Below are 21285 nucleotides of genomic sequence, written 5' to 3'. Positions count from 1 at the left end.
TTCGCCCCCGCCGCCCCCTTCGGAGCGGAGTACCGTGGACGCATCGAGGGCATTGTCGCCGTCGGCTGGTGTGCCGTGGCCGTTCTCGATGTGTGCGGGGCCGGAGGCGGTGGCCGGTGGACTTCATTGGAGCGCGATCCCTCGTGAGGGCCCATGAGCTCAACTGACGAGTCGTCCCAGAGCCCGGTCGGAGCGGTCGGCCGGGTGACCGTACAGATCCCGCCGGACGGTCCGGGCGAAGTGCTCGTGGCCGTACGCGGCGGCTCGGAGACCTACGCGGCCTGGTGCGAATCCGCGACCACTCTTGACAGGGACGTACGGGTCATCGTCGTCGACTCCCTCTCGGCACGCTCGGTGATCGTCGAGCCGTTGCCGTCCTGAATCCTGTATGAACCACGAAACACGGCAGGAGTTCTCTCATGCTGTTCTGGCAGGTCCCCGCGCCCAATGAGGCCATGCTCATCTCCGGTACGAAGCGGCAGGCGCAGGAAACACAGTTCCGGATCGTCACCGGCCATGGAAGTTTCGTACTGCCGGTGAAACAGAAAGCCCGCATGCTCTCCCTGGCGCTGCGGGAGGCCGAGATCGCCGAGGACTGCGTCACCCAGCAGGGCATCAGGCTGAGCGTGCGCGCCGTGTGTGTGTTCAAGGTCGGGGACGACGCGGTGTCGATCGCCAACGCGGCACGGCGCTTCCTCTCGGAACAGGACCGGATGGAGGAACTCGTCGGCCGGATCTTCGCCGGGCACCTCCGCTCCATCGTGGGCGGACTGACCGTCGAGCAGATCATCAGGGAACGCAGCCGGGTCGCCCAGGAAGTGATGGCGGGCAGCCACAGCGAGATGGAGAAGCTCGGCATCGTGGTGGACGCGCTCCAGATCCAGGAGATCGAGGACGCCACCGGGTACATCAACAACCTCGCGGCCCCCCATGCGGCCGCGGTCGCCAGCCAGGCGCGCATCGCGCAGGCGAGGGCCGACCAGGAGGCCAGCGAGCGTGAGCAGCAGGCGGCGGCGCTGAAGGCCGAGTACGAGCGTGACACGGCCATCAAGCGGGCCGGGTTCCTCGCCGAGACGGAGCAGTACAACGCCCGTGCCGCGCAGGCGGGTCCGCTGGCGCAGGCCAGGGCGTCCCACGACGTCATCGAGGAGCAGACGGCACTCGCCGAGCGGCAGGCCCAGCTGGCCGCGCAGCGCCTGGAAGCGGAGGTCAGACGTCCGGCGGATGCCGAGGCGTACCGACAGCGCACGCTGGCCGAGGCCGCCCGTGATCAGGCCAAGTTCGCGGCGGACGGCAGTGCCTACGCCGAACGGACTCTCGCGCAGGCGCAGGCGGATGCCAACACCGCCCGCGCCCTTTCGCTGCGCGACGGGAACCAGGAGCTCATCGCGGCCAACCGGGTCGTGGAGAACCTGCCCGCCCTCGCCGACGCCGCGGCGCGCGGCATGGCCGGGGCCCGTCTCACCGTGCTGAACGGGACCGATGGCGTCAACAGCATGGCGGCGGGGCTGGTGGGCCAGGGTCTGGCCATCCTCGACTCGCTGCGCAACACGAAGGATCCGGCGGTGGACGGAAAGCGCAGCCTGCGCGTCCCGGGGAACCCGTGACCGGCCGGAAACAGCCGCCCCCGTCCGCCCCGGTCCCGCACGGCCACCCCGCCCGACACGACCGCCCCGGCCGGCACAGGGCCGACCGGGCGGAAGCGCGGAACGGGAAGGCCGTTGCCGTGATGGTCAGACCAGGCTGGCGATCGCCTGGTTGAACGTCGCGGACGGGCGCATGACCGCGGCGGCCTTCTCCGGGTCGGGCTGGTAGTAGCTGCCGATGTCGACCGGCGAGCCCTGCACCGCGATCAGCTCGGCGACGATGGTCTCCTCCTGCGCGGCCAGCGTCTTGGCCAGCGGCGCGAACGCCTCGGCGAGCGCGGCGTCGTCGGTCTGGCCCGCCAGCTCCTGGGCCCAGTAGAGCGCCAGGTAGAAGTGGCTGCCCCGGTTGTCGATCCCGCCGAGCTTGCGGCTGGGCGACTTGTCCTCGTTGAGGAAGGTGCCGGTCGCCCGGTCCAGGGTGTCGGCGAGGACCTGGGCGCGTGCGTTGCCCGTGGTGGTGGCCAGGTGCTCGAAGCTGACGGCGAGGGCGAGGAACTCGCCCAGGCTGTCCCAGCGCAGGTAGTTCTCCTTGACGAGCTGCTGGACGTGCTTGGGCGCGGAGCCACCGGCACCGGTCTCGAACAGTCCGCCACCGTTCATCAGCGGGACGACGGAGAGCATCTTCGCGCTGGTGCCCAGCTCAAGGATGGGGAACAGGTCGGTGAGGTAGTCACGCAGCACGTTGCCGGTGACCGAGATGGTGTCCTCGCCGCGGCGGATGCGCTCCAGGGAGTACGCGGTCGCGTCCTCGGGCGTCCTGATGGAGATGTCGAGGCCGTCGGTGTCGTGGTCGGCCAGGTAGGTGGTGACCTTGGCGATGAGGTTGGCGTCGTGCGCGCGGCCCTCGTCCAGCCAGAACACGGCCGGGTTGCCGGTCGCGCGGGCGCGGGTGACGGCGAGCTTGACCCAGTCCTGGATCGGCAGGTCCTTGGTCTGGCACATCCGGAAGATGTCACCGGCGCCGACGGCCTGCTCCAGCACGACGTCGCCGTTGGTGTCGACGACCCGCACCGAACCGGTGGCGGGGATCTCGAAGGTCTTGTCGTGGCTGCCGTACTCCTCGGCCTTCTGCGCCATCAGACCGACGTTCGGTACGGAGCCCATGGTCGACGGGTTGAAGGCGCCGTGCGCGCGGCAGTCGTCGATGACGACCTGGTAGACGCCCGCGTAGCTGCTGTCCGGCAGGACCGCGAGGGTGTCGGCCTCGTCGCCGTCCGGGCCCCACATGTGGCCGGAGGCGCGGATCATGGCCGGCATGGAGGCGTCGACGATGACATCGCTGGGGACGTGGAGGTTGGTGATGCCCTTGTCGGAGTCGACCATCGCGAGGGCCGGGCCCTCGGCGAGCTCGGCCTCGAAGGACGCCTTGATCTCGGCGCCCAGGTGGGGCACGGAGTCCAGGCCCTTGAGGATGGCGCCGAGGCCGTCGTTCGGGCTGAGTCCGGCGGCGACGAGCGCCTCACCGTACTTGGCGAAGGTGTTCGGGAAGAAGGCGCGGACCACGTGGCCGAAGATGATCGGGTCGGAGACCTTCATCATGGTGGCCTTGAGGTGCACGGAGAACAGCACGCCCTCGGCCTTGGCGCGGGCGACCTGTGCGGTGAAGAACTCGCGCAGCGCGGCGACGCGCATGACGGCCGCGTCCACGACCTCGCCCGCGAGGACGGGGACGGACTCGCGCAGCACGGTGGTGGTGCCGTCGTCACCCACCAGCTCGATGCGCAGCGAACCGTCCTCGGCGATGACGGCGGACTTCTCGGTGGAACGGAAGTCGTCGACACCCATGGTCGCGACGTTCGTCTTCGAGTCCGCGGACCAGGCGCCCATGCGGTGCGGGTGCGCCTTGGCGTAGTTCTTGACGGAGGTGGGGGCGCGGCGGTCGGAGTTGCCCTCGCGCAGGACGGGGTTCACCGCGCTGCCCTTGACCTTGTCGTAACGGGCGCGGACGTCCTTGTCCTCGTCGGTCCGCGGGTCGTCCGGGTAGTCCGGAAGCGCGTAGCCCTGCTCCTGGAGTTCGGCGATCGCGGCCTTGAGCTGCGGGATCGAAGCCGAGATGTTCGGCAGCTTGATGATGTTCGCGCCGGGAGTCCTGGCCAGCTCACCGAGCTCGGCGAGTGCGTCATCGATACGCTGTTCGGCCTTGAGGTGCTCCGGGAAGCCGGCGATGATCCGCCCCGCCAGGGAGATGTCGCGGCTCTCCACCGTGACCCCTGCGGTCGAGGCGTAGGCCTCGACGACGGGCAGGAACGAATAGGTCGCCAGGGCAGGGGCCTCGTCGGTGTGCGTATAGATGATGGTCGAGTCAGTCACCGGGTGCTCCGCTCCACGTCTGCAACATTGCTTGACATCAAGATATCCCGTGACCGCTCCTCTCTCCACAAGGCCCCCGCACTCGTTCTCCCCGCCCCGGCCCTTCAGTGGCCGGATTCCTGGGCCTCGCCCGGCCACCGCCGGGGTTCCACCAGTCCGGACGCGTACGCGAAGACCACGAGCTGTGCCCGGTCGCGGGCACCGAGCTTGATCATCGCGCGGCTGATACGGGTCTTGGCGGTGAAGGGGCTGACCACCATGTGGACGGCGATCTCCTCGTTGGTGAGACCGCGGGCGGCAGCGCGGTGACCTCGCGTGGAGGCCCACACCCTGCTGCTCCACGCGGGAGGGAACACCCTGCCGGCCGACACCGTCGCGCGGGGCGGCGAACCCGCCGGACCGGCGCACCGGCGGCTGCTGGCCCGGGGCCGGGACATGCGGGCGGCGCCGCCCTTCCCGGCCCGCGAGGCACCCTAGTTCGTGGGGACCGCCGGCGTTCCACTTCATCAACCGGATCGTGTCCGCGCTGCTGGACGAGACCGCGGTGTCCGGGGGCGCCGACGTCTCCGGACTCCTCGACAGCGAGGCGGGCCGTGCGCCGGCCCGCGCTGTGGACACCAGTCCGCTTCCCGGCGAGAGCCTGCCGCTGCTCGGAACGGAGGGCGAGGAACCGCGGTGGCGGCCGGCACGCCCATCGGTACGGCGTTCGGTGCGCTGCGCACGGCGGCGCGGCTGGGGGCGGGGCTGCTCAGCGACGAGGACGCCGCGTTCGTACGGGAGCCGGTGGCGGGCTGGGACGGTGTCACGCCCCTGCCGCTGACCGGCGGCGGGCTGCCGGACCGGGCGGACCGGCCCGGTGTCCGGCCGGCCCTGCTCGCGGCCCGTACCGGATCACCGAGGAGGATGTGAACGCCTGGCGCGTACCGCCGTTCACCGATCACTGTCTGGTCCATCTGATCGCCTTCGGCGCGATCTGCGCCGTGGAGCGCGTCGAGGCGGGGCTGCTCAGCGTTCCCGGACGGGTGTGACCCCGAGGGCCGCGGGGGCGGGCGGCCGGTGCTCGAACCAGCGCCGGTCGTCCTCCAGTTGGGCGGCGAGCGCGATCAGCCGCTCCTCGCTGCGGGAGGGCCCCAGGAGCTGGGCGCCGAGGGGCAGGCCGTCGCGGGTGAACCCGGCCGGGACGTTGATGCCGGGCCAGCCCAGGACGTTCCAGGGCCAGGCGTACGGGCAGGTCGCGGCCATCGTGAGGTCGGTGCGCCAGGCGCTCAGCCGGTCGAAGGCGCCGATGCGGGGCGGCGGGGCGGCGGTGGTCGGGGTGAGCAGTACGTCGAACCCGCGCCCGGACGCGTCGAAGAGGGCGCCGATCCTGCGGTGCTGGCGCACTTCACGGGCGCGGGCCGCCCGGACGACCCGGCCGCCGAGACGGGTGCCGGTGCGCAGGGCGCTGCGGGTGCGCGGGTCCAGGAGGGCCGGGTCGGGGTGGCGGGCGGCGAATTCGGCGATCCCGGTGGTGGCGCGGGGGACGAAGGCGAGGCCGATCAGCCCGTAGCGGGGACGGGCCTCCTCGACATGGTGGCCCAGGCGGGCGAGGGCCTCGGCGAGTGCGGTGACGGCCCGGCGCACCTCCGGGTGCGGGCGGGCGCCGGTGAGGGTGAGCGGCGGCCGCCAGGCGAGCGCGATGCGCAGGCGGCCGGGGTCGCGGAGGGCGGCGGCCGAGGCGCTGACGGCGGGCGGGCGGTGCGGGTCGTCCGGGTGCGGTCCGGCGACCGCGTCGAGGAGGAGGGCGGCATCGGCGACGGTACGGGCCAGGGGGCCGTTGACGGTGAGGCCCTGGAAGGCGTCGCTGTGGGGGTGCGTGGAGATCCGGCCGCGCTGCGGTTTGATGCCGATGAGATGGGTCCACGCGGCGGGGATGCGGACGGAGCCGGCTCCGTCCGAGCCGAGCGCGGCGGGGACGAGTCCGGCGGCCACGGCCGCCGCGGAGCCACCGGACGAACCGCCCGGGGTGTGCCCGGTGTTCCACGGATTCCGGGTGGCGCCGAAGGCCGCGCCCTCGGTGAACGGCCACTGGCCCAGTTCGCAGGAGTTGGTCTTGCCGACGATGACGGCCCCGGCGGCGCGCAGCCTGCGGACCGCCTCGCTGTCGGAGGCTGCCGGGGGCAGGTCCCCGTCGCAGCCGAAGTGGGTGGGCAGGCCCGCGACATCGGTGTCGTCCTTGACGGCGACCGGTACGCCGAGCAGCGGCAGCCGTTCGCCCGCCGCGAGCCGCCGGTCGGCTTCGGCCGCTTCGGCGAGGGCGGCCTCGGCCCGGAGGTGCCGGAAGGCGTTGAGGGTGCCCTGGGTGGCCTCGATCCGGGCGAGGGCGGCCGCGACGAGGGCGGTGGAGGAGGTGCGGCCGTCGGCCAGTTGCCGTGCGCTGTCGGCCAGTCCGGGCGGTGCGGGTGCCGGTGACCGTTCCGATGCCGCTGCGCGTGCGGGCACCGCTGTCGCTGCCGGTACCGGCGGGGTGCTCGGTCCGGTCCGGTCCGTGGGTTCCGTTGAGGACATGGGCTGCCGCCTCCCTCGTGTCCGCCGGATCCACCGGTCCTCCCGGTTCCGCCCGCACGAACTTACTGGAGGGTAACGAAGCGGGGGGCACCCGCTCAAGCGTTTCGCACGGCGGGCCGCGGGCTGCCGTGACACGGATGCGTCCGGATCTCTCCGGCCCGAACCGATACGCCCCGGACCGCGGCTCCGGCTTCCGCCGGGACCGCTTCCCGAAGGCCGTTCCCCGGAGGCTGTTTCCTTCGAGGCCGTTTCCCCGGGGCCGTTTCCCGGAGGCCGTTTCCTTCCAGGCCGTTTCCTTCCAGGCCGTATCAGCCTCCGGAGAGCTCTCCCCCACCGTGCGTGAGCGAAAACCTCGCCAGGCTTCACCCTCCGTACACACCGTCGCGCGCTCCTCACCCCGCGGGCGTACGCTCGACATCACGGATCACACGGATCGCGCACCCTGAACGGCCCTCGACGGGCCCTTTCGAAGGAGGCCACGTGACCCGTCACCGCATGGCCGCACGCACGGCCGCAGGCGCGGCAGTCGTCGCACTCACCCTCACCAGCGGCGCCGTGGCGCACGCCGATGACGACATCGGCTCGCTCAGCGCACAGCAGATCGCCGACCGTTCCCGTGACGCGCTTCTCGGGGTGCACTCCCTGCACCTGAAGACGCGTGGCGACCTCGGCAGGGCGGACTCGCCGATGACGCTGGATCTCGTCCTCGACCGGGACGGCAACTGCGCGGGCGGCGTCGACCTCGGCAACGACGAAGGCTCCTTGAAGATCGTCAAGCGCGGCGACACGGTGTGGCTGAAGCCGGACTCGGCGTTCTGGAAGAACCAGGTGCCGATCGGCGGCTCGGCCTTCGAGGCCATCGTCGCCGGCCGGTACATCAAGGCTTCGGCCACCGACCCGAGGCTGGGCGATGTGACCAGGGCATGCGATCTCGACACCTTCCGCCGGCTGATCTCCGACAACGCGAAGACCGGCTCCGACCGGGGGACCCTGGTCAAGGGCAAGGAGACGCGGCTCGCCGGTTCCCCCGTCATCCCGCTGATCCGGACCAGGAACGACGACACACTCACGTTGTACGTGGCCACCGAGGGCAAGCCCTATCCGGTGCGGCTCACCGTGAAGGGCCCGTCCGCGGACGCGGTCGTGGGCTTCTCCGCCTTCGACAAGCCGGTGCCCACGGCCACTCCCCCGGCGGACGAGACGGTGGATGTCAACGCCCTGCTGGGGCGGACGACCTCGCCCGTCTGACCGTGCTGTTCCGGGCCGGCCCCCGACTCCGGCCGCCGGCCCGGTCCCGCCCCTTCGCCCCTGGGGGCCCCCTCACCCCCGTGGGGTGCGATCCCCCCGGCTGAGCACCGCGTACAGCACGAGCGACGAGGCCAGTCCTACCGCCCAGCCGTAGTCGGCGAGCGGTTTCAGGAACGGGATCAGCCCGTCGGACGGGAAGGGGCCCTTGCCGGGTGCCGAGTGGGAGCCGCCCACGGCCAGGACACCGCCGACGGCGAAGGCGGCGACGGCCCGCCAGTTCCAGCCGTTGGTGTACCAGTAGCGTCCGCCGGGCCGGTAGAGGTCCGCGAGGTCCAGCACGGTGCGGCGGATGATCCAGTAGTCGGCGATCAGAATGCCCGCCACCGTACCGAGGAGTCCGCCGACCAGTCCGAGCCAGGTGAAGATGTACAGCTCGGGGGTCTCGGTGAGTTTCCACGGCATGATGAGGACGCCGACGACACCCGTGATCAGGGCGCCGGTACGGAAGTTGATGACCTTCGGCGCGAGGTTCGCCAGGTCGTACGCGGGTGAGACGACGTTCGCCGCGATGTTCACCGAGATCGTCGCGATGAGGACCGTGATCAGCCCGAAGAGCAGCCCGAACACGTTGTCGGTCTTGGCGACGAGCTGGACCGGGTCCCAGACGGCCACCCCGTACACGGCCTGCGAGCCGGAGGTGACGAAGACCGACAGCAGGGCGAAGAAGGTCATGGTGGTCGGCAGGCCGAGCGACTGACCGCGGACCTGGGCGCGTTGGCCCGCGGCGAAGCGGGTGAAGTCGGGGATGTTCAGCGAGAGCGTGGACCAGAAGGCGATCATGCCCATCAGGGACGGGAAGAAGACCGGCCAGAAGTCCTTGCCCCAGCCGAGCGCGGAGGGCTGGTCCAGCAGCGGACCGAAGCCGCCCGCCTTGACGGCGACCCACACCAGCAGGACGACGGCGCCGACGAGGACGAACGGAGCCGCCCAGTTCTCGAACCGGCGCAGGGTGTCCATCCCCCGGTGGATGATGGCGAGTTCGAGCGCCCAGAAGAGGACGAAGCAGAGCCACAGCGTCCATGGCTGGCCGCCGATCTCGCCGGCCTTCGCCCAGCCACCGAAGATCTTGCCGAGCAGGGTGAAGACGCCGACGCCGCCGATCCAGGTCTGGATGCCGAACCAGGCGCAGGCGACGGCCGCCCGGATCAGGGCGGGCAGATTGGCGCCGCGCAGCCCGAAGGAGGCACGGGCCAGCACCGGGAAGGGGATGCCGTACTTGGGTCCGGCGTGCCCGGTGAGCAGCATCGGCGCGAGCACGATCAGGTTGGCCAGCGCGATCGTGAACACGGCCTGTTTCCAGTCCATGCCGAGCGCCACCAGACCGGAGGCGAGCAGCCAGGACGGGATGTTGTGGGCCATGCCGATCCAGAGGGCCGCGAAGTTGTACGTCGTCCAGGTGCGCCGCTCCAGGGGGACGGGCAGGAGGTCGGCGTTGGCGAAGCGGGGGTCGTCGGGAACGTAGCCGTGGGCGAGTTCGACACGATCGGACGGGGCGGGTATCGGGTCCTGCGGTGGGGTGGGTGGGACGGTTGCGGTCATGGCGGCTGGACCCTTCGCTCGGGAGCGGTGCCGTGCGGGGCTGGTTCGGGTCTACGCGGGGGGCAGGGTGACCTGCGCGCGGGGGCGGGGGTCGGGTGCGGCGGGGCGGGGCGGGGGTGGTGGCCGGGTGTGCCGGTCAGGTCGACAGGGCCGGGATGATCTCGGAGCCGTAGGCGTCGATCGTCGCCTCGCGTGCGTCGTGCATGTTGTACACGGCGAACTGGTCGACTCCCAGGTCGCGCAGGACCCGGAGCTTCTCGATGTGCGCTCCGGCGGGTCCCAGCAGACAGAACCGGTCGACGATCTCGTCCGGCACGAACGCCGTGTCCGGGTTGCCGGTGCGGCCGTGATGGCTGTAGTCGTAGCCGGACCGCCCGGAGATGTACGCGGTGAGGGCCTCGGGGACCAGGCCGGAATGCTCGCCGTAGCGGGACACCAGGTCGGCGACGTGGTTGCCGACCATGCCGCCGAACCACCGGCACTGCTCGCGGGCGTGGTCGAGGTCGTCGCTCACATAGGCGGGAGCGGCGACGCAGATGGTGACCGAGTCCGGGTCGCGGCCCGCGTCGGCCGCCGCCTGCCGTACCGCCTTGATCATCCACTCGGTGAGGAACGGGTCGGCGAGCTGGAGGATGAACCCGTCGGCCTTCCGGCCGGCCAGGGCCAGCGCCTTGGGACCGTACGCCCCCATCCAGACCGGCAGGCTGCCGTCCTTCACCCACGGGATCTGGATCGGCCGGCCGTCGACGGTGGCCTCCCGGCCCTCCGCCAGATCACGGATGACGTCCATCGCCTCGGCGAGGCGGGCCAGGGTGTTGGGTTTGCGGCCCGCGACGCGCATCGCGGAGTCGCCGCGCCCGATGCCACAGACGGTGCGGTTGCCGTACATGTCGTTGAGGGTGGCGAAGGTGGAGGCGGTGACCTCCCATGTACGGGTGCCCGGGTTGGTGACCATCGGGCCGACGATCAGCCGCTCGGTGTGCTCCAGGATGCTGCTGTAGATGACGAACGGCTCCTGCCAGAGCACCGCCGAGTCGAAGGTCCAGCCGTAGCGGAAGCCGTTGCGTTCGGCACGGCGCATGAGACCGACCACCGTCGAGGCGGGCGGGTCGGTCTGGAGGACGAGTCCGAAGTCCATGCCGGGTTCTCCTAGTCCAGGTGCTGACATATGGCACGGGCGGGGTGCCTGCCGAGACCGGTACGGCCCGTGAACTTCCGCCCGTGGATGACGACTTCACCCCGGGAAGGCGCTGTCCCGGCCTCTCCGGTGAGGTGCGGGTCCGGCAGCCCGTGCGGGGGCGGAAGCGGTGTGCCGTCGTCGTCGCCCGGTGCGCATACCGCCCTCTCCCGTACTCCGGCCTTCAGGTACTCGGGCGCACTCCGGTGAGGCTCCGGGAGCGCGGCCCTTGGGTGATGTGCTCGGGAAGATCCTTCCACATCATGCCGTGCCGAACCTTGTGCGACGACGCTCCGAAAGCGAGTCGCGGGGGGCCGATTCTGGACTGCTTCCAAGGTTTTGGGAAGAGGTCCCCCCGCACGTTCCCACTGATCGCCGGTGACCCCTCGCGAAGCGAAGCGGGCAGCTCCTGTATACGGCGGCGACCGCCCGGCGCGGCCGGTCCGACCCGGTCCGACCCGGTTCGGCCGCCCGAGGACGGGCTCGGCGGGGATGGCTCGATATCGACTGCGAGTGGGAATCTCCCCTGGGAGTTTCGAGCGCGAAGGGGCCCGTGCCGGCGTCGTGGCGGGGTGCTCGCCGTCGGTGGCCGGGGCCCCACCGCCGACGTGCGCGCGGTTCACTTCCGTCGTGGCGCGGGGTTCGCCGCCGTCGTGGCGCGGGGTTCACCTCCGTCGGTCCGCCGGGGCGCAGTAACAACACGGTAATCGCATGTTCCGTGCGGGCCGCAGGCCCAGCGATGACTGGGCGGTGGGATCGCCGTCGTTACGTTGTGGGGACGCTTGGGCCGTTCGTGGTTCTTCCGCTGCTCAGGGTGACCGCAGCCGGGCGGGACACGAGATCGGATAGGAGGGGAGGGGGCGGCATCGCGTCGAACGCAGCAGTACCTGCCGCATGTTCCCTGCCGAGTTCGGCCGCGTAGCGCCCACCGTGCCGGGCCGAGTCGCGGTCTGCGTGGTGGGCGCCGTATGCCGGCGCAGGGGTCATGTCCCTTTCCCCGGGCCGTTCGCGAATCGACCGGCCGGCCCCGATCACACGAGAATGGATCACGATGGATTCTCTGACCGAGGTTCCAGATCAGTACACCGCCGCGTACTTGAGGGCCGAGGACGTGGGAATGTTCGAGAACGTCCGTGACAAGGACGTGCGCACCTCCCTACACGTGGGGCAGGTGCCGATGCCGGAGCTGGCCCCGGACGAGGTGCTGGTCGCGGTCATGGCCAGCTCGATCAACTACAACACCATCTGGTCGGCCACCTTCGAGCCCGTGCCGACTTTCGCGTTCCTGCGACGCTTCGGCCGGCAGGGTGGGTTCGCCGCCCGGCACGATCAGCCGCACCACGTCGTCGGCTCCGATGCCTCGGGGGTCGTCGTGCGTGCGGGGGCCGCGGTCCGGCGGTGGAACTCCGGCGATCACGTCGTCGTCAGCTGCATCCAGGTCGACGACCATGAGCCCGCCACGCACGCCGATGCCATGCTCGGCGCCGAGCAGCGCGCCTGGGGGTACGAGACGAACTTCGGTGGCCTGGCCCACTACGCCGTGGTCAAGGCCAACCAGGTCCTGCCCAAGCCGGGCCATCTGACGTGGGAGGAGTCCGCGAGCGTCATGCTCACGGCCGCCACGTCGTACCGCATGCTGATCAGTGACAAGGGTGCCCGGATCAAGCTGGGGGACGTCGTCCTGATCTGGGGTGCGACCGGCGGGCTCGGCGCGTTCGCGGTGCAGCTGGTGCGGGAGGCGGGCGGCATCCCCGTCGGTGTGGTGAGTTCGGAGCGCAAGGCGAAGGCGCTTCAGGCGCTCGGCTGCGACGTGATCATCAACCGGAACGAACTGGGGCTGACGGAGCCCACAACGCCCGAGGACGTCATCGAGCAGGGCAAGCGTCTGGGGCGGGCGATCCGGCGGGAGGTGGGCGAGGACCCCCATGTGGCGTTCGACTACGTGGGGCGCTCCACCTTCGGTATCTCGGTGTTCGCCGTCCGTCGCGGCGGCACGATCGTGACCTGCGGGTCGAGCACCGGCTACCAGCACACGTACGACAACCGCTATCTCCGGATGAACTCCAAGCGGATCGTGGGCAGTCACGCGGCCAATCTGCAGGAGCAGTCCGAGCTCAACCGGCTCGTCTCCCTCGGAAAGATCAATCCCGTGATGTCCTCCGTGTACCGCCTGGAGGACGTGGGCGAGGCGGCCCGTCTGGTGCAGACGAACCAGCACATCGGCAAGGTCGCGGTCCTGTGCCAGGCCCCGCGGGAGGGCCTGGGGGTCACCGACCCCGGTCTGCGGGAGAGGATCGGCGTCGCCGCGCTCAACCCGCTGCGAGGGCTGTGATGAGCGGGACGCGCACAGGAATTCTCGGCACGGGCTCCTACCTGCCCGCCCAGGAGGTCACCAACAAGGAGATCGCCGCGCGGGCGGGCACGACGGAGGAGTGGATCGAGAGCCGGACACAGATCCTCGGCCGCCGGTTCGCGGCCCCCGACGAGGCCACGTCCGACCTGGCCGTGCGGGCGGCCCGGAGCGCCCTGGAGCAGGCGGGGCTGTCCGCCGGGCAGATCGACTACCTCATCGTGTCGACGTCCACTCCGGACTCGCCCCAGCCGCCGACGGCCTACCACGTCCAGCGCGGGCTGGACGCCTACGGTGCGGCCTGCTTCGACATCAACGTCGTGTGCAGTGGGTTCGTCTACGGTCTCGCCCTGGCGAGGTCGCTGGTCGCTCAGCGTCCGGGGAGTCATGCCCTGGTCATCGGTGCGGACGTGTACTCGCGGTCCCTGGACTTCTCCGATCGACGGACCGCCGTCCTCCTGGGTGACGGGGCCGGCGCGGCGGTCCTCGGGGAGGTCGAGTCGCCCTTCGGCTTCCTCGACTTCGAGTTGGGCTCACGCGGCGACGCCCATCAGCTGATACATGTCGAAGCGGGGGGCTCACGTCGTCCGGCGTCCGCCTCGACGCTGGCGGAGGGCGGCCACTTCTTCCGCATGGACGGCAAGTGGCGTCAGGGACTTCGTGATGGCGAACCTCCCCCCCGTTCCTCGACAAGCTGTGCTCGCGCTCGGGCGTCGGCCTGGAGCAGATCGACCACTTCGTACCGCATCAGCCCAACGGAGTGATGCTCTCGCGGCTGGTGGAGCACTGCGGTCTGGCCGACGCGCACACACACCGGACCTTGGAACAGTACGGAAACACGGGCAGTGCCTCCATCGCCGTCACTCTCGACGCGGCGAACCGGCAGCAGCGGTTCAACGACGGCGACCTCGTGCTGCTGGCCGGTTTCGGCGGCGGCATGTCTCTGGGTGCCGGGCTCATTCACTGGAGGACGACAGCATGATCACGACAGCGCAGGGAACGCCGGAGATCAGCCGGGTGGGCGTCGTCGGCTGCGGGCTGATGGGCTCGGGCATTGCCGAGGTGTGTGCCAAAGCGGGTCCGGAGGTGACGGTGGTCGTCTCCCGGCCCGAGTCGATCGCTTCTTGGCCGTGGGCGCGCCGATGGTCGCGTGCATCCTGCTGTACTTCACCTACTGGTTCCGCTCCGAGACCCGCGGCAAGGCCATCGGACTGCTTCTGCTCGGCGCCTCCATCGCCAGCGTCGTCGGCAACCCGCTGGGCGGACTGCTCATGGAGATGGACGGGTTCGGCGGCTGGCACGGCTGGCAGCGGATGTTCCTCATCGAGGGAATCCCCTGTGTCTTCCTGGCGTTCGTCATCTTCCGGTTTCTGCCCGACGGACCGGACCGGGCGTCATGGCTGACGGCGGAGGAGGCACGGCTGGTCAAGGACGCGGTCTCCCGTGAACAGACCGAGGGCGCCGAGGCGGCCGGCAACACCTCCGGTTCCCTGCTGACGCTGCTGAGCGACAAGCAGATGCTGCTGGCCATCTTCGCCAACTGGACGCACCAGGTCGCCCTGTACTCCGTCGTCTACTTCCTGCCCGGCATCATCGGCAGCTGGGGTGATCTCTCCCCGTTCACCATCGGTCTGCTGACCGGACTGCCCTGGATCACCGCGGCCGTCGGCGCCGTACTGGTACCGTCCCGCGCGACCACGCCCCGGCGCTCGCGCAACTTCGTGGTGGCCGGTCTGCTGATGATGTTCACCGGTCTCATCGTCGCCGCCGTCGCCGGTCCCGTGGTCGCCCTGCTCGGCTTCTGCTTCACCGGCCTGGCGTTCGTCGTCCAGCCCCTGCTGTTCAACTTCCCCGCCACCCGGCTCGCCGGCAAGACCCTCGCGGGTGGCCTGGCACTGCTCAACACCATCGGCATCACCGGCGGCTTCGTCGGCCCGTACATCATGGGCTATACCGAAGACGCCACCGGCAACCACCTGTCCGGCCTGTGAGTGTCCGTCGTCCTGCTGGCCCTCGGCGCCCTGGCGGCCACACGGCTGCGCTTCTCGCCCAAGTCCTGAGACCCGCACCCGACTTCGGGGACCGGAGGCCCGGCGGGTCCCGGCCCGGGTCCGGGTCCCGGTCCCGGTCCCCGAAGTCCGCGACGAAGCGGTTCAGCAGCCGCAGGCGAGAGCGAAGTGGCCCACCGGCTCCTTCAGTTGGCCTCCCGGAAGATGCCGCGCGGCACATAGGTCCCATGGCCCGCGTGACCCACGTAGTCGCGGTTGTCGACCACCGGAACACCGCGGGAGAGCACCGTCTCCACCCGACCCGTCACGCGCTTGCCCTCGTAGGCCGAGTAGTCGACGTTCATGTGGTGCGTCTCGGCCGAGATGACCTGCTCGGCGTGCGGGTCGTAGATGACGATGTCGGCGTCGGCTCCCGGTGCGATCGTGCCCTTCTTCGGATACAGGCCGAACATCCGGGCCGGCGCGGCGCAGGCGATCTCGATCCAGCGCCGACGTCCGATGTGCCCGTCGACAACAGCCTGGTGCAGCAGGTCCATGCGGTTCTCGACACCCGGCATACCGTTCGGGATCTTCGAGAAGTCTCCCCGGCCCATCTCCTTCTGGCCCTTGAAGCAGAACGGGCAGTGGTCCGTGGAGACCACCTGCAGATCATTCGTCCGCAGTCCACGCCACAGGGCCGCCTGGTGCTCCTTCGGGCGCAGCGGTGTGGAGCAGACGTACTTGGCGCCTTCGAATTCGGGCTCCGCCAGGTTGTCGGTCGACAGGAAGAGGTACTGCGGACAGGTCTCACCGAATACGGGAAGTCCCTCGTCCCGGGCCCGTGCCAGCTCGGCCAGCGCTTCCTGCGCCGAGACGTGCACCACGTAGAGGGGAGAGCCCGCCACCTGGCTCAGCTTGATCATCCGATGCGTGGCCTCCGCCTCCAGGAGTGCCTTGCGGACTTCACCGTGGTACCGCGGGTCCCGCTCGCCGCGTGCCAGCGCCTGTTCGACCAGCACGTCGATGGCGAGGCCGTTCTCCGCGTGCGTCATCACCAGAGCGCCGTTCGAGCCCGCGCGCTGCATGGCCCGGAGGATCTGGCCGTCGTCGGAGAGGAACACCCCCGGATACGCGGTGAAGAGCTTGAACGAGGTGACCCCGGCCGAGACGAGCGTGTCCATCTCCTTCAGCGAGGACTCGTTCACATCGGACATGATCATGTGGAACGCGTAGTCGATCGCACACTTTCCATCGGCTTTCTCATGCCAAGCGTCGAGCCCCTCACCGAGGGACCCGCCCTTGGACTGGATCGCGAAATCGATAATGGTCGTCGTGCCGCCCCAGGCCGCGGCCCGCGTGCCGGTCTCGAAGGTGTCGGAGGCGAACGTGCCACCGAACGGCATCTCCATATGCGTGTGCGCGTCGACCCCGCCCGGGATCACGTACTTGCCCGCTGCGTCGATGACATGGTCGGCCGTCCACCCATGGCTGCCGGGGGTGGCGAGGGCCACGACGCGGCCACCGTCGACGAGCACGTCGACGTGCAGTTCGTCGGAGGCAGTGATGACCAGGCCACCGGTGATCAGAGTGCGTGCCATAGCGTCTGCTCCATTCGCGTCGGATCCGGGGTTTCACTCATGAGCCGCTTCGGTACGTCCGGTGCGCCCTGCGGCGGAAAGGGTCTACGCACGTAGACACGTGTGTGAGGAAGAACGTAGAAGCGGGTTGCCCACTGTGGCAATACCGCTGCCGCCAACCGATGAAGACGTTTCCGTTTCCCGCCCGGGACACCCCACCGGCCCAATGCGCGACGCGGCACGGCACGGCTCCCGTCGGCGGGCCGACGCGGCGGCGCTCTCGTATACGTCGGTGTACCCGGGCACATGGCCGTGGCAGCCATGGCGGGCTCGACTGCCGCCACGGTCACGGAAATTGATAACGAAATGATGAAGGGTCTGGTCCACATGTTGGGTACGGTTCATCGGCCGGCCCCGCAACGGGCGTGAGGCGATCACCCCGGGCGGCGAACGTCTGACACGTCGCCGGACGCCCCGAAGTCCGGTGCCTTCCGACCGATCCCGGAGGATCACGTGCGCATATCGCGCTCCGCACGTACCGCACTGGCCGCTGCCACCGTCGCGGCCGTCGCCCTGCCCCTGGTCACCACAGCCGCCCACGCCGAGGGGTCCGGAGCCGCGCCCGCCGCCGCCCCGTACGCCGGTCTGCCGTCCGGTACGAAGCAGGCGAAGACCCTCGTCATCGGTGTCGACGGCGCCTCGATCGACACCTTCGCCCGCGCGGCGGTACCCAACCTCGACAAGCTGATGTCGGGCGGACTGACGGCACGCAGCAACCTCTTCGCCAACCCCATGGCCCCGACCGTCTCCGGCGCGGGCTGGTCCTCGATCGCCACGGGTGTCTGGCCCGACAAGCACAACGTCAAGGACAACAACTTCACCGCGCCCAACTACGGGCAGTACCCCGACTACGCGACCCGTCTGGAGAGCGCCGACCCGGCGACGTCCACGCTGGTCGTCGGCACCTGGAACCCGATCCCCGAGATCGTCTTCGGCGCCAGGACCGACCTTCGTCTCCCTGGCGGCAATGACGCGGGCACCACCGCCAAGGCCGAGGACTACCTCGCGCACGGCAACCCCGACTCCACCTTCGTCCACCTCGACGAGGTCGACGGCGCCGGTCACAGCTCGGGGACATCGAGCGACGCGTACCTCAAGGCCCTCGGCGTCGCCGACACCCAGATCGGCCGGCTGCTGAACGCCGTCACCTCCCGGCCGACGTACGCCAAGGAGGACTGGCTGGTCGTCGTCACCGCCGACCACGGTCACACCCCGACCGGCGGTCACGGCGGCAACTCCCCCGGTGAGCGCGGTACTTTCGTCATCGCCCGGGGCAAGGGCATCCAGCCCGGTTCGGTGCGTCATGACGTCAAGATCACCGACATCGCTCCCACCGTCCTGCGTCACGAGGGCGTCGCGACGGACCCCGCCTGGAACCTGGACGGCACCGCGCTCGCCGCGCTGAAGCCGGACGCCTTCGACGCGCTGCGCGGTTCGCTGCGGGCCCCGGCCGACGAGACGAGGCTCCCGACCGGCACCAAGGGCTGGACGAACACCGCGCCCGAGGGCTGGAGCATCGACAATGCGAGGATGCCGGCCGGCGGCGTCACCGAGTGGCGCGGCTGGTCCTTCGCGACCGACGAGTTCTGGACGAACGCCGAACTCGGACAGGGCCGCGAGACGAACGTCCGGGCCCGCGACGTCTTCGCGGTCGCCGACTCCGACGAGTGGGACGACAAGGCGCACGACGCCGGCCGGTTCGACTCGACCCTGGTCGGCCCCGCGTACCGGCTGAACGGTGCGGCGACGGCGAACGTCTCGTACGCCACGAACTACCGTATCGACGGACCGCAGACCGGCGATGTGTACGTCTCCTACGACGGCGGCGCTCCGCAGCTCGTGAAGTCCTACCGGGCGAACGCCAACACCGTCGAGCGCCTGAAGCTCGACGTCCCGGCCGGTGCGAGCACCGCGCGGCTGAGCTTCCGCTACACCGGCACAAACAGCGCGTTCTGGACCGTCGACCAGGTCGCCTTCGGCCAGCCCAACCCGCCGTCCCAGCTGGCGGTCGCGCGTCTGACGGCGGACACCAAGCTGCTCGGCAGGCCGGGTTCCGCCTCCCCGTGGACGGTCGTCGCCAAGGGTGCGGTGAAGACCGCCGACGGCAGGCCGGTGCGCGGGGCGAAGGTCACGGCGGAGCTGGTCTCCGGCGACAAGGTACGGAAGCTGACCGGCAGCACGGGCAAGGACGGCTCGTTCCGCTTCCGGACCACCGTGGGCCGGGGCAACGCCGAGGCCACGCTGACGGTCACGGATGTGCGCTCCGGGAAGCTCGCCTACTACGGCGAGCTCGACCCGGTCCGCTCCCTGGACCTCACCCGCCCCACCGGTCACCGGGGCTGAGCCGGCCGCCGGGGACGGCGACGGACGGCCGGTCCACGGCCCACAGGACGGGGGCCGGGCCCGGGGTGAACAGCACCCCGCGGCCCGGCCCCCGTTCCGGTTCCGGTTCCGGTTCCGGTCAGACCGCCGCGTGCAGGGCGTCCGCCAGGATCGCGGCGCCCTCCTCCGCCTCGGCGACCGTCAGCGACAGCGGCGGTGCGATCCTCAGCACGCTGGTGCTGTGGCCGCCGCCCTTCCCGAGGAGCAGTCCGCCTTCACGGGCCGCCTCCAGGACGGCCGCCGCGGCCTCCGGATGCGCCTCGTCGGTGCCGGGCTTCACCAGTTCGATGCCGATCATGAGGCCCCGGCCGCGCACTTCCCGTACGCACGACGAACGCGCGCCGATCGCCCGGAGGCGTTCGATGAGCAGTCCGCCGACCCGGCGCGCGTTGCCCTGGAGGTCGTGTTCCAGGAGGTACGAGAGGTTGGCGAGCCCGGCGGCCATGGTGACCGGGGAGCCGCCGAACGTCGAAATGGAGTTGGAGTCCAGGCAGTTCATGACCTCGGCACGGGCCACGACCCCGCCGATGGACATGCCGTTGCCGATCCCCTTGGCGAAGGTGAGGATGTCCGGCGGCCCGTGCTCGCCGTGCGCCTGCCAGCCCCAGAAGTGGTCGCCGGTACGGCCCCACCCGGTCTGCACCTCGTCGGAGATCCACAGGATGCCGTGCCGGTCCAGGACTTCACGGAACGCCGCGAACAGTCCGTCGGGCGGTGAGGTGAAGCCGCCGACGCCCTGGATGGGTTCGGCGATCAGCGCGGCGGCCTCCCGGGTGTGCCCGAGCAGGTCCTCCAGATCGGCGACGCACGCCTTGATGAACTGCGCGTCGCTCAGTTCGGCGTACGGACCGCGACTGCGGACGCCACCGTGGACGTACAGGGTCTGCAGCGGTGACAGACTCGTGGGCGACCAGGCGTGGTTGCCCGTGATGGAGACCGCCGAGAACGACCGTCCGTGGTAGCTGTTGCGCATCGCGAGTACCTGGTTGGACCGGCGGTACGCGGTGGCGAGCAGCAGCGCGGTGTCGTTGGCCTCGGTGCCCGACGTGGTGAAGAAGACCCGGGCGTCGGGGATGCCGGAGAGCGTGGCGACACGCTCGGCGAGCTCCACCATCGGGCGGTTGAGATAGAGCGTCGAGGAGTGAATGATGCGCGCTGCCTGCTCGGCCACCGCCTTGGTGACCTCGGGCAGGGCATGGGCGGTCATGGTGGTGAGGATGCCGCCGAAGAAGTCGAGATACCGGTTGCCGTCGGCGTCCCAGACATGACGACCCTCGCCGTGGGTGAGCTCCAGGGGCCGCCGGTAGTAGAGCGCCAGCCAGTCCGGGCTGACCGCCAGATGCCGCTCGTGCAGTCCGGTCACGGCTCCACCAGCCCGTCGTACGCGTCCGGCCTGCGGTCCCGGTAGAACGCCCACTGCTGGCGGACCTCCTCGATCAGGTCGAAGTCGAGGTCCCTGACCAGGAGTTCCTCCTCCTTGTCGCTGGCGACCTCGCCGACGAACTGACCGCGCGGGTCGACGAAGTAGCTCGTGCCGTAGAAGTCGTTGTCGCCGTACTCCTCCTGGCCGACCCGGTTGATCGCGGCGATGAAGTACTCGTTGGCGACGGCGGACGCGGGCTGTTCCAGCTGCCAGAGATGGCTGGAGAGGCCGCGCGAGGTGGCCGACGGGTTGTAGACCAACTGAGCTCCGTTGAGACCTAGTTGGCGCCACCCCTCGGGGAAGTGCCGGTCGTAGCAGATATAGACGCCGACCTTGCCCACGGCGGTGTCGAAGACGGGCCAGCCGACGTTCCCGGGCTTGAAGTAGTACTTCTCCCAGAAGCCCTTGACCTGCGGGATGTGGTGCTTGCGGTACTTGCCGAGGTACGAGCCGTCGGCGTCGATCACCGCCGCGGTGTTGTAGTAGAAGCCGCTCTGCTCGACCTCGAAGACCGGCACGACGATCACCATGCCGGTCTCGCGGGCCAGGTCCCGCATCCGCTGGACGGTCGGCCCGTCGGGCACCGCCTCGGCCCAGCGGTAGTGCTCGGGCTCCTGCACCTGGCAGAAGTAGGGGGCGTTGAACACCTCCTGGAACCCGATGACCTGTGCCCCCTGCCGGGCGGCCTCGCGCGCATGCTCCTCATGCTTGGCGATCATGGATTCGGTGTCGCCGGTCCAGGTCGCCTGGACAAGTGCGGCGCGTACGACGTGGGACATGAGTTGCTCCTTCGACGCGGCGTCCGAGAGCCTCTACGCGTTTCTACGCACGTAGATATCTGCGTTGGAGGAGAACGTAAGCCCCGCCACACGGCGGGGCAAGACCATCGCCGTGAACCGGCGGAGTCGATCATGTTTCGCACCCGAGCGGTCCACACCGGTCCGACCGGCAGTCGATCGCGGTCGAAACAGGTGCCTG

At 70.2% G+C, this 21285-nt stretch carries 18 protein-coding genes and 2 pseudogenes; 12 read left to right on the top strand and 8 right to left on the bottom strand.

Annotation, left to right across the window (positions count from 1 at the left end):
• Window positions 1–153: 153 nt before the first annotated feature.
• Together A6A29_RS08295 and A6A29_RS08290 are read left to right on the top strand one after the other, a co-directional pair.
• The gene (locus A6A29_RS08295) at window positions 154–381 is read left to right on the top strand and encodes a hypothetical protein (RefSeq protein WP_073719316.1); all 228 of its coding nucleotides are present in this window, start codon (window positions 154–156) and stop codon (window positions 379–381) included.
• A gap of 38 nt (window positions 382–419) precedes the next feature.
• Window positions 420–1607: an SPFH domain-containing protein gene (locus A6A29_RS08290; protein WP_073719315.1), complete on the top strand. Its 1188-nt coding sequence runs from the start codon at window positions 420–422 to the stop codon at window positions 1605–1607.
• Window positions 1608–1733: 126 nt separating this feature from the next.
• Here A6A29_RS08290 and A6A29_RS08285 read toward each other — a convergent pair whose 3' ends face one another.
• Window positions 1734–3956: an NADP-dependent isocitrate dehydrogenase gene (locus A6A29_RS08285; protein WP_073719314.1), complete on the bottom strand. Its 2223-nt coding sequence runs from the start codon at window positions 3954–3956 to the stop codon at window positions 1734–1736.
• 104 nt (window positions 3957–4060) lie between these two features.
• Window positions 4061–4255, bottom strand: a pseudogene (locus A6A29_RS08280) (response regulator transcription factor); the annotation flags it as partial.
• Window positions 4256–4271: 16 nt separating this feature from the next.
• Here A6A29_RS08280 and A6A29_RS45745 point away from each other — a divergent pair.
• From A6A29_RS45745 to A6A29_RS47480, 3 genes are all read left to right on the top strand, one after another.
• On the top strand, window positions 4272–4433 hold the full coding sequence (locus tag A6A29_RS45745) for a hypothetical protein (RefSeq protein WP_198953022.1): 162 nt from the start codon (window positions 4272–4274) through the stop codon (window positions 4431–4433).
• Window positions 4434–4631: 198 nt separating this feature from the next.
• Window positions 4632–4865, top strand: a complete 234-nt coding sequence (locus A6A29_RS45740) for a hypothetical protein (protein ID WP_073719313.1) — start codon at window positions 4632–4634, stop codon at window positions 4863–4865.
• The gene (locus tag A6A29_RS47480; RefSeq protein ID WP_274535792.1) at window positions 4862–4984 is read left to right on the top strand and encodes a hypothetical protein; all 123 of its coding nucleotides are present in this window, start codon (window positions 4862–4864) and stop codon (window positions 4982–4984) included. Before A6A29_RS45740 ends, A6A29_RS47480 begins: the two co-directional genes overlap by 4 nt.
• Here the strand turns inward: A6A29_RS47480 and A6A29_RS08270 are convergent.
• Window positions 4962–6503, bottom strand: a complete 1542-nt coding sequence (locus A6A29_RS08270; protein WP_073719312.1) for an amidase — start codon at window positions 6501–6503, stop codon at window positions 4962–4964. The two genes, A6A29_RS47480 and A6A29_RS08270, sit on opposite strands and share 23 nt — an antisense overlap.
• A 480-nt stretch (window positions 6504–6983) precedes the next feature.
• Between A6A29_RS08270 and A6A29_RS08265 the strand changes: the two genes are divergently transcribed.
• Window positions 6984–7751: a hypothetical protein gene (locus A6A29_RS08265; protein WP_073719311.1), complete on the top strand. Its 768-nt coding sequence runs from the start codon at window positions 6984–6986 to the stop codon at window positions 7749–7751.
• Window positions 7752–7823: 72 nt separating this feature from the next.
• Here A6A29_RS08265 and A6A29_RS08260 read toward each other — a convergent pair whose 3' ends face one another.
• Both A6A29_RS08260 and A6A29_RS08255 read right to left on the bottom strand, forming a co-directional pair.
• Window positions 7824–9350 carry an NCS1 family nucleobase:cation symporter-1 gene (locus A6A29_RS08260; RefSeq protein WP_073719310.1) on the bottom strand — a complete coding sequence of 509 codons (1527 nt, stop codon included), beginning with the start codon at window positions 9348–9350 and terminating at the stop codon, window positions 7824–7826.
• A 136-nt stretch (window positions 9351–9486) separates the two neighbouring features.
• Window positions 9487–10488 carry a TIGR03842 family LLM class F420-dependent oxidoreductase gene (locus A6A29_RS08255; protein ID WP_073719309.1) on the bottom strand — a complete coding sequence of 334 codons (1002 nt, stop codon included), beginning with the start codon at window positions 10486–10488 and terminating at the stop codon, window positions 9487–9489.
• 1090 nt (window positions 10489–11578) lie between these two features.
• Here A6A29_RS08255 and ccrA point away from each other — a divergent pair.
• The 5 genes and pseudogenes from ccrA (at window position 11579) to A6A29_RS46315 (ending at window position 14868) form a co-directional block, all read left to right on the top strand.
• Window positions 11579–12859 carry a crotonyl-CoA carboxylase/reductase gene (gene ccrA, locus A6A29_RS08250; RefSeq protein WP_073719308.1) on the top strand — a complete coding sequence of 427 codons (1281 nt, stop codon included), beginning with the start codon at window positions 11579–11581 and terminating at the stop codon, window positions 12857–12859.
• The gene (locus tag A6A29_RS08245) at window positions 12859–13641 is read left to right on the top strand and encodes a 3-oxoacyl-ACP synthase III family protein (protein ID WP_338012860.1); all 783 of its coding nucleotides are present in this window, start codon (window positions 12859–12861) and stop codon (window positions 13639–13641) included. Before ccrA ends, A6A29_RS08245 begins: the two co-directional genes overlap by 1 nt.
• Window positions 13572–13859 carry a 3-oxoacyl-[acyl-carrier-protein] synthase III C-terminal domain-containing protein gene (locus tag A6A29_RS47770; RefSeq protein ID WP_338012861.1) on the top strand — a complete coding sequence of 96 codons (288 nt, stop codon included), beginning with the start codon at window positions 13572–13574 and terminating at the stop codon, window positions 13857–13859. The genes A6A29_RS08245 and A6A29_RS47770 overlap by 70 nt, the downstream gene beginning before the upstream one ends.
• A pseudogene (locus A6A29_RS46320) lies at window positions 13856–13996 on the top strand (3-hydroxyacyl-CoA dehydrogenase NAD-binding domain-containing protein); the annotation flags it as partial. The gene A6A29_RS47770 and the pseudogene A6A29_RS46320, both read left to right, overlap by 4 nt.
• A gap of 11 nt (window positions 13997–14007) precedes the next feature.
• Window positions 14008–14868 (top strand): MFS transporter, encoded by an 861-nt coding sequence (locus tag A6A29_RS46315; protein ID WP_241838377.1) that lies wholly within the window; start codon window positions 14008–14010, stop codon window positions 14866–14868.
• A 203-nt stretch (window positions 14869–15071) separates the two neighbouring features.
• Here the strand turns inward: A6A29_RS46315 and hydA are convergent, their stop codons facing one another.
• Window positions 15072–16463, bottom strand: coding sequence for a dihydropyrimidinase (gene hydA / locus A6A29_RS08230; RefSeq protein ID WP_073719306.1), 1392 nt, complete (start codon window positions 16461–16463; stop codon window positions 15072–15074).
• Between the two features lie 492 nt (window positions 16464–16955).
• On the opposite strand from hydA, the gene A6A29_RS08225 reads away from it, so the two are divergent.
• Window positions 16956–18845, top strand: a complete 1890-nt coding sequence (locus A6A29_RS08225; protein WP_079182630.1) for an alkaline phosphatase family protein — start codon at window positions 16956–16958, stop codon at window positions 18843–18845.
• A 118-nt stretch (window positions 18846–18963) separates the two neighbouring features.
• Here A6A29_RS08225 and A6A29_RS08220 read toward each other — a convergent pair whose 3' ends face one another.
• Window positions 18964–20247 (bottom strand): aspartate aminotransferase family protein, encoded by a 1284-nt coding sequence (locus A6A29_RS08220; RefSeq protein WP_073719305.1) that lies wholly within the window; start codon window positions 20245–20247, stop codon window positions 18964–18966.
• A complete protein-coding gene (locus A6A29_RS08215) occupies window positions 20244–21086 on the bottom strand; it encodes a nitrilase-related carbon-nitrogen hydrolase (protein WP_073719304.1) in 843 nt (280 codons plus the stop codon). The genes A6A29_RS08220 and A6A29_RS08215 overlap by 4 nt, the downstream gene beginning before the upstream one ends.
• Window positions 21087–21285: the final 199 nt, after the last annotated feature.

The sequence above is a fragment of the Streptomyces sp. TSRI0281 genome, assembly GCF_001905125.1.
Lineage (GTDB): Bacteria > Actinomycetota > Actinomycetes > Streptomycetales > Streptomycetaceae > Streptomyces.
The sequence above is the reverse complement of the archived record's forward strand: the minus strand, read 5'-3'. Positions and strand labels throughout refer to the sequence as shown.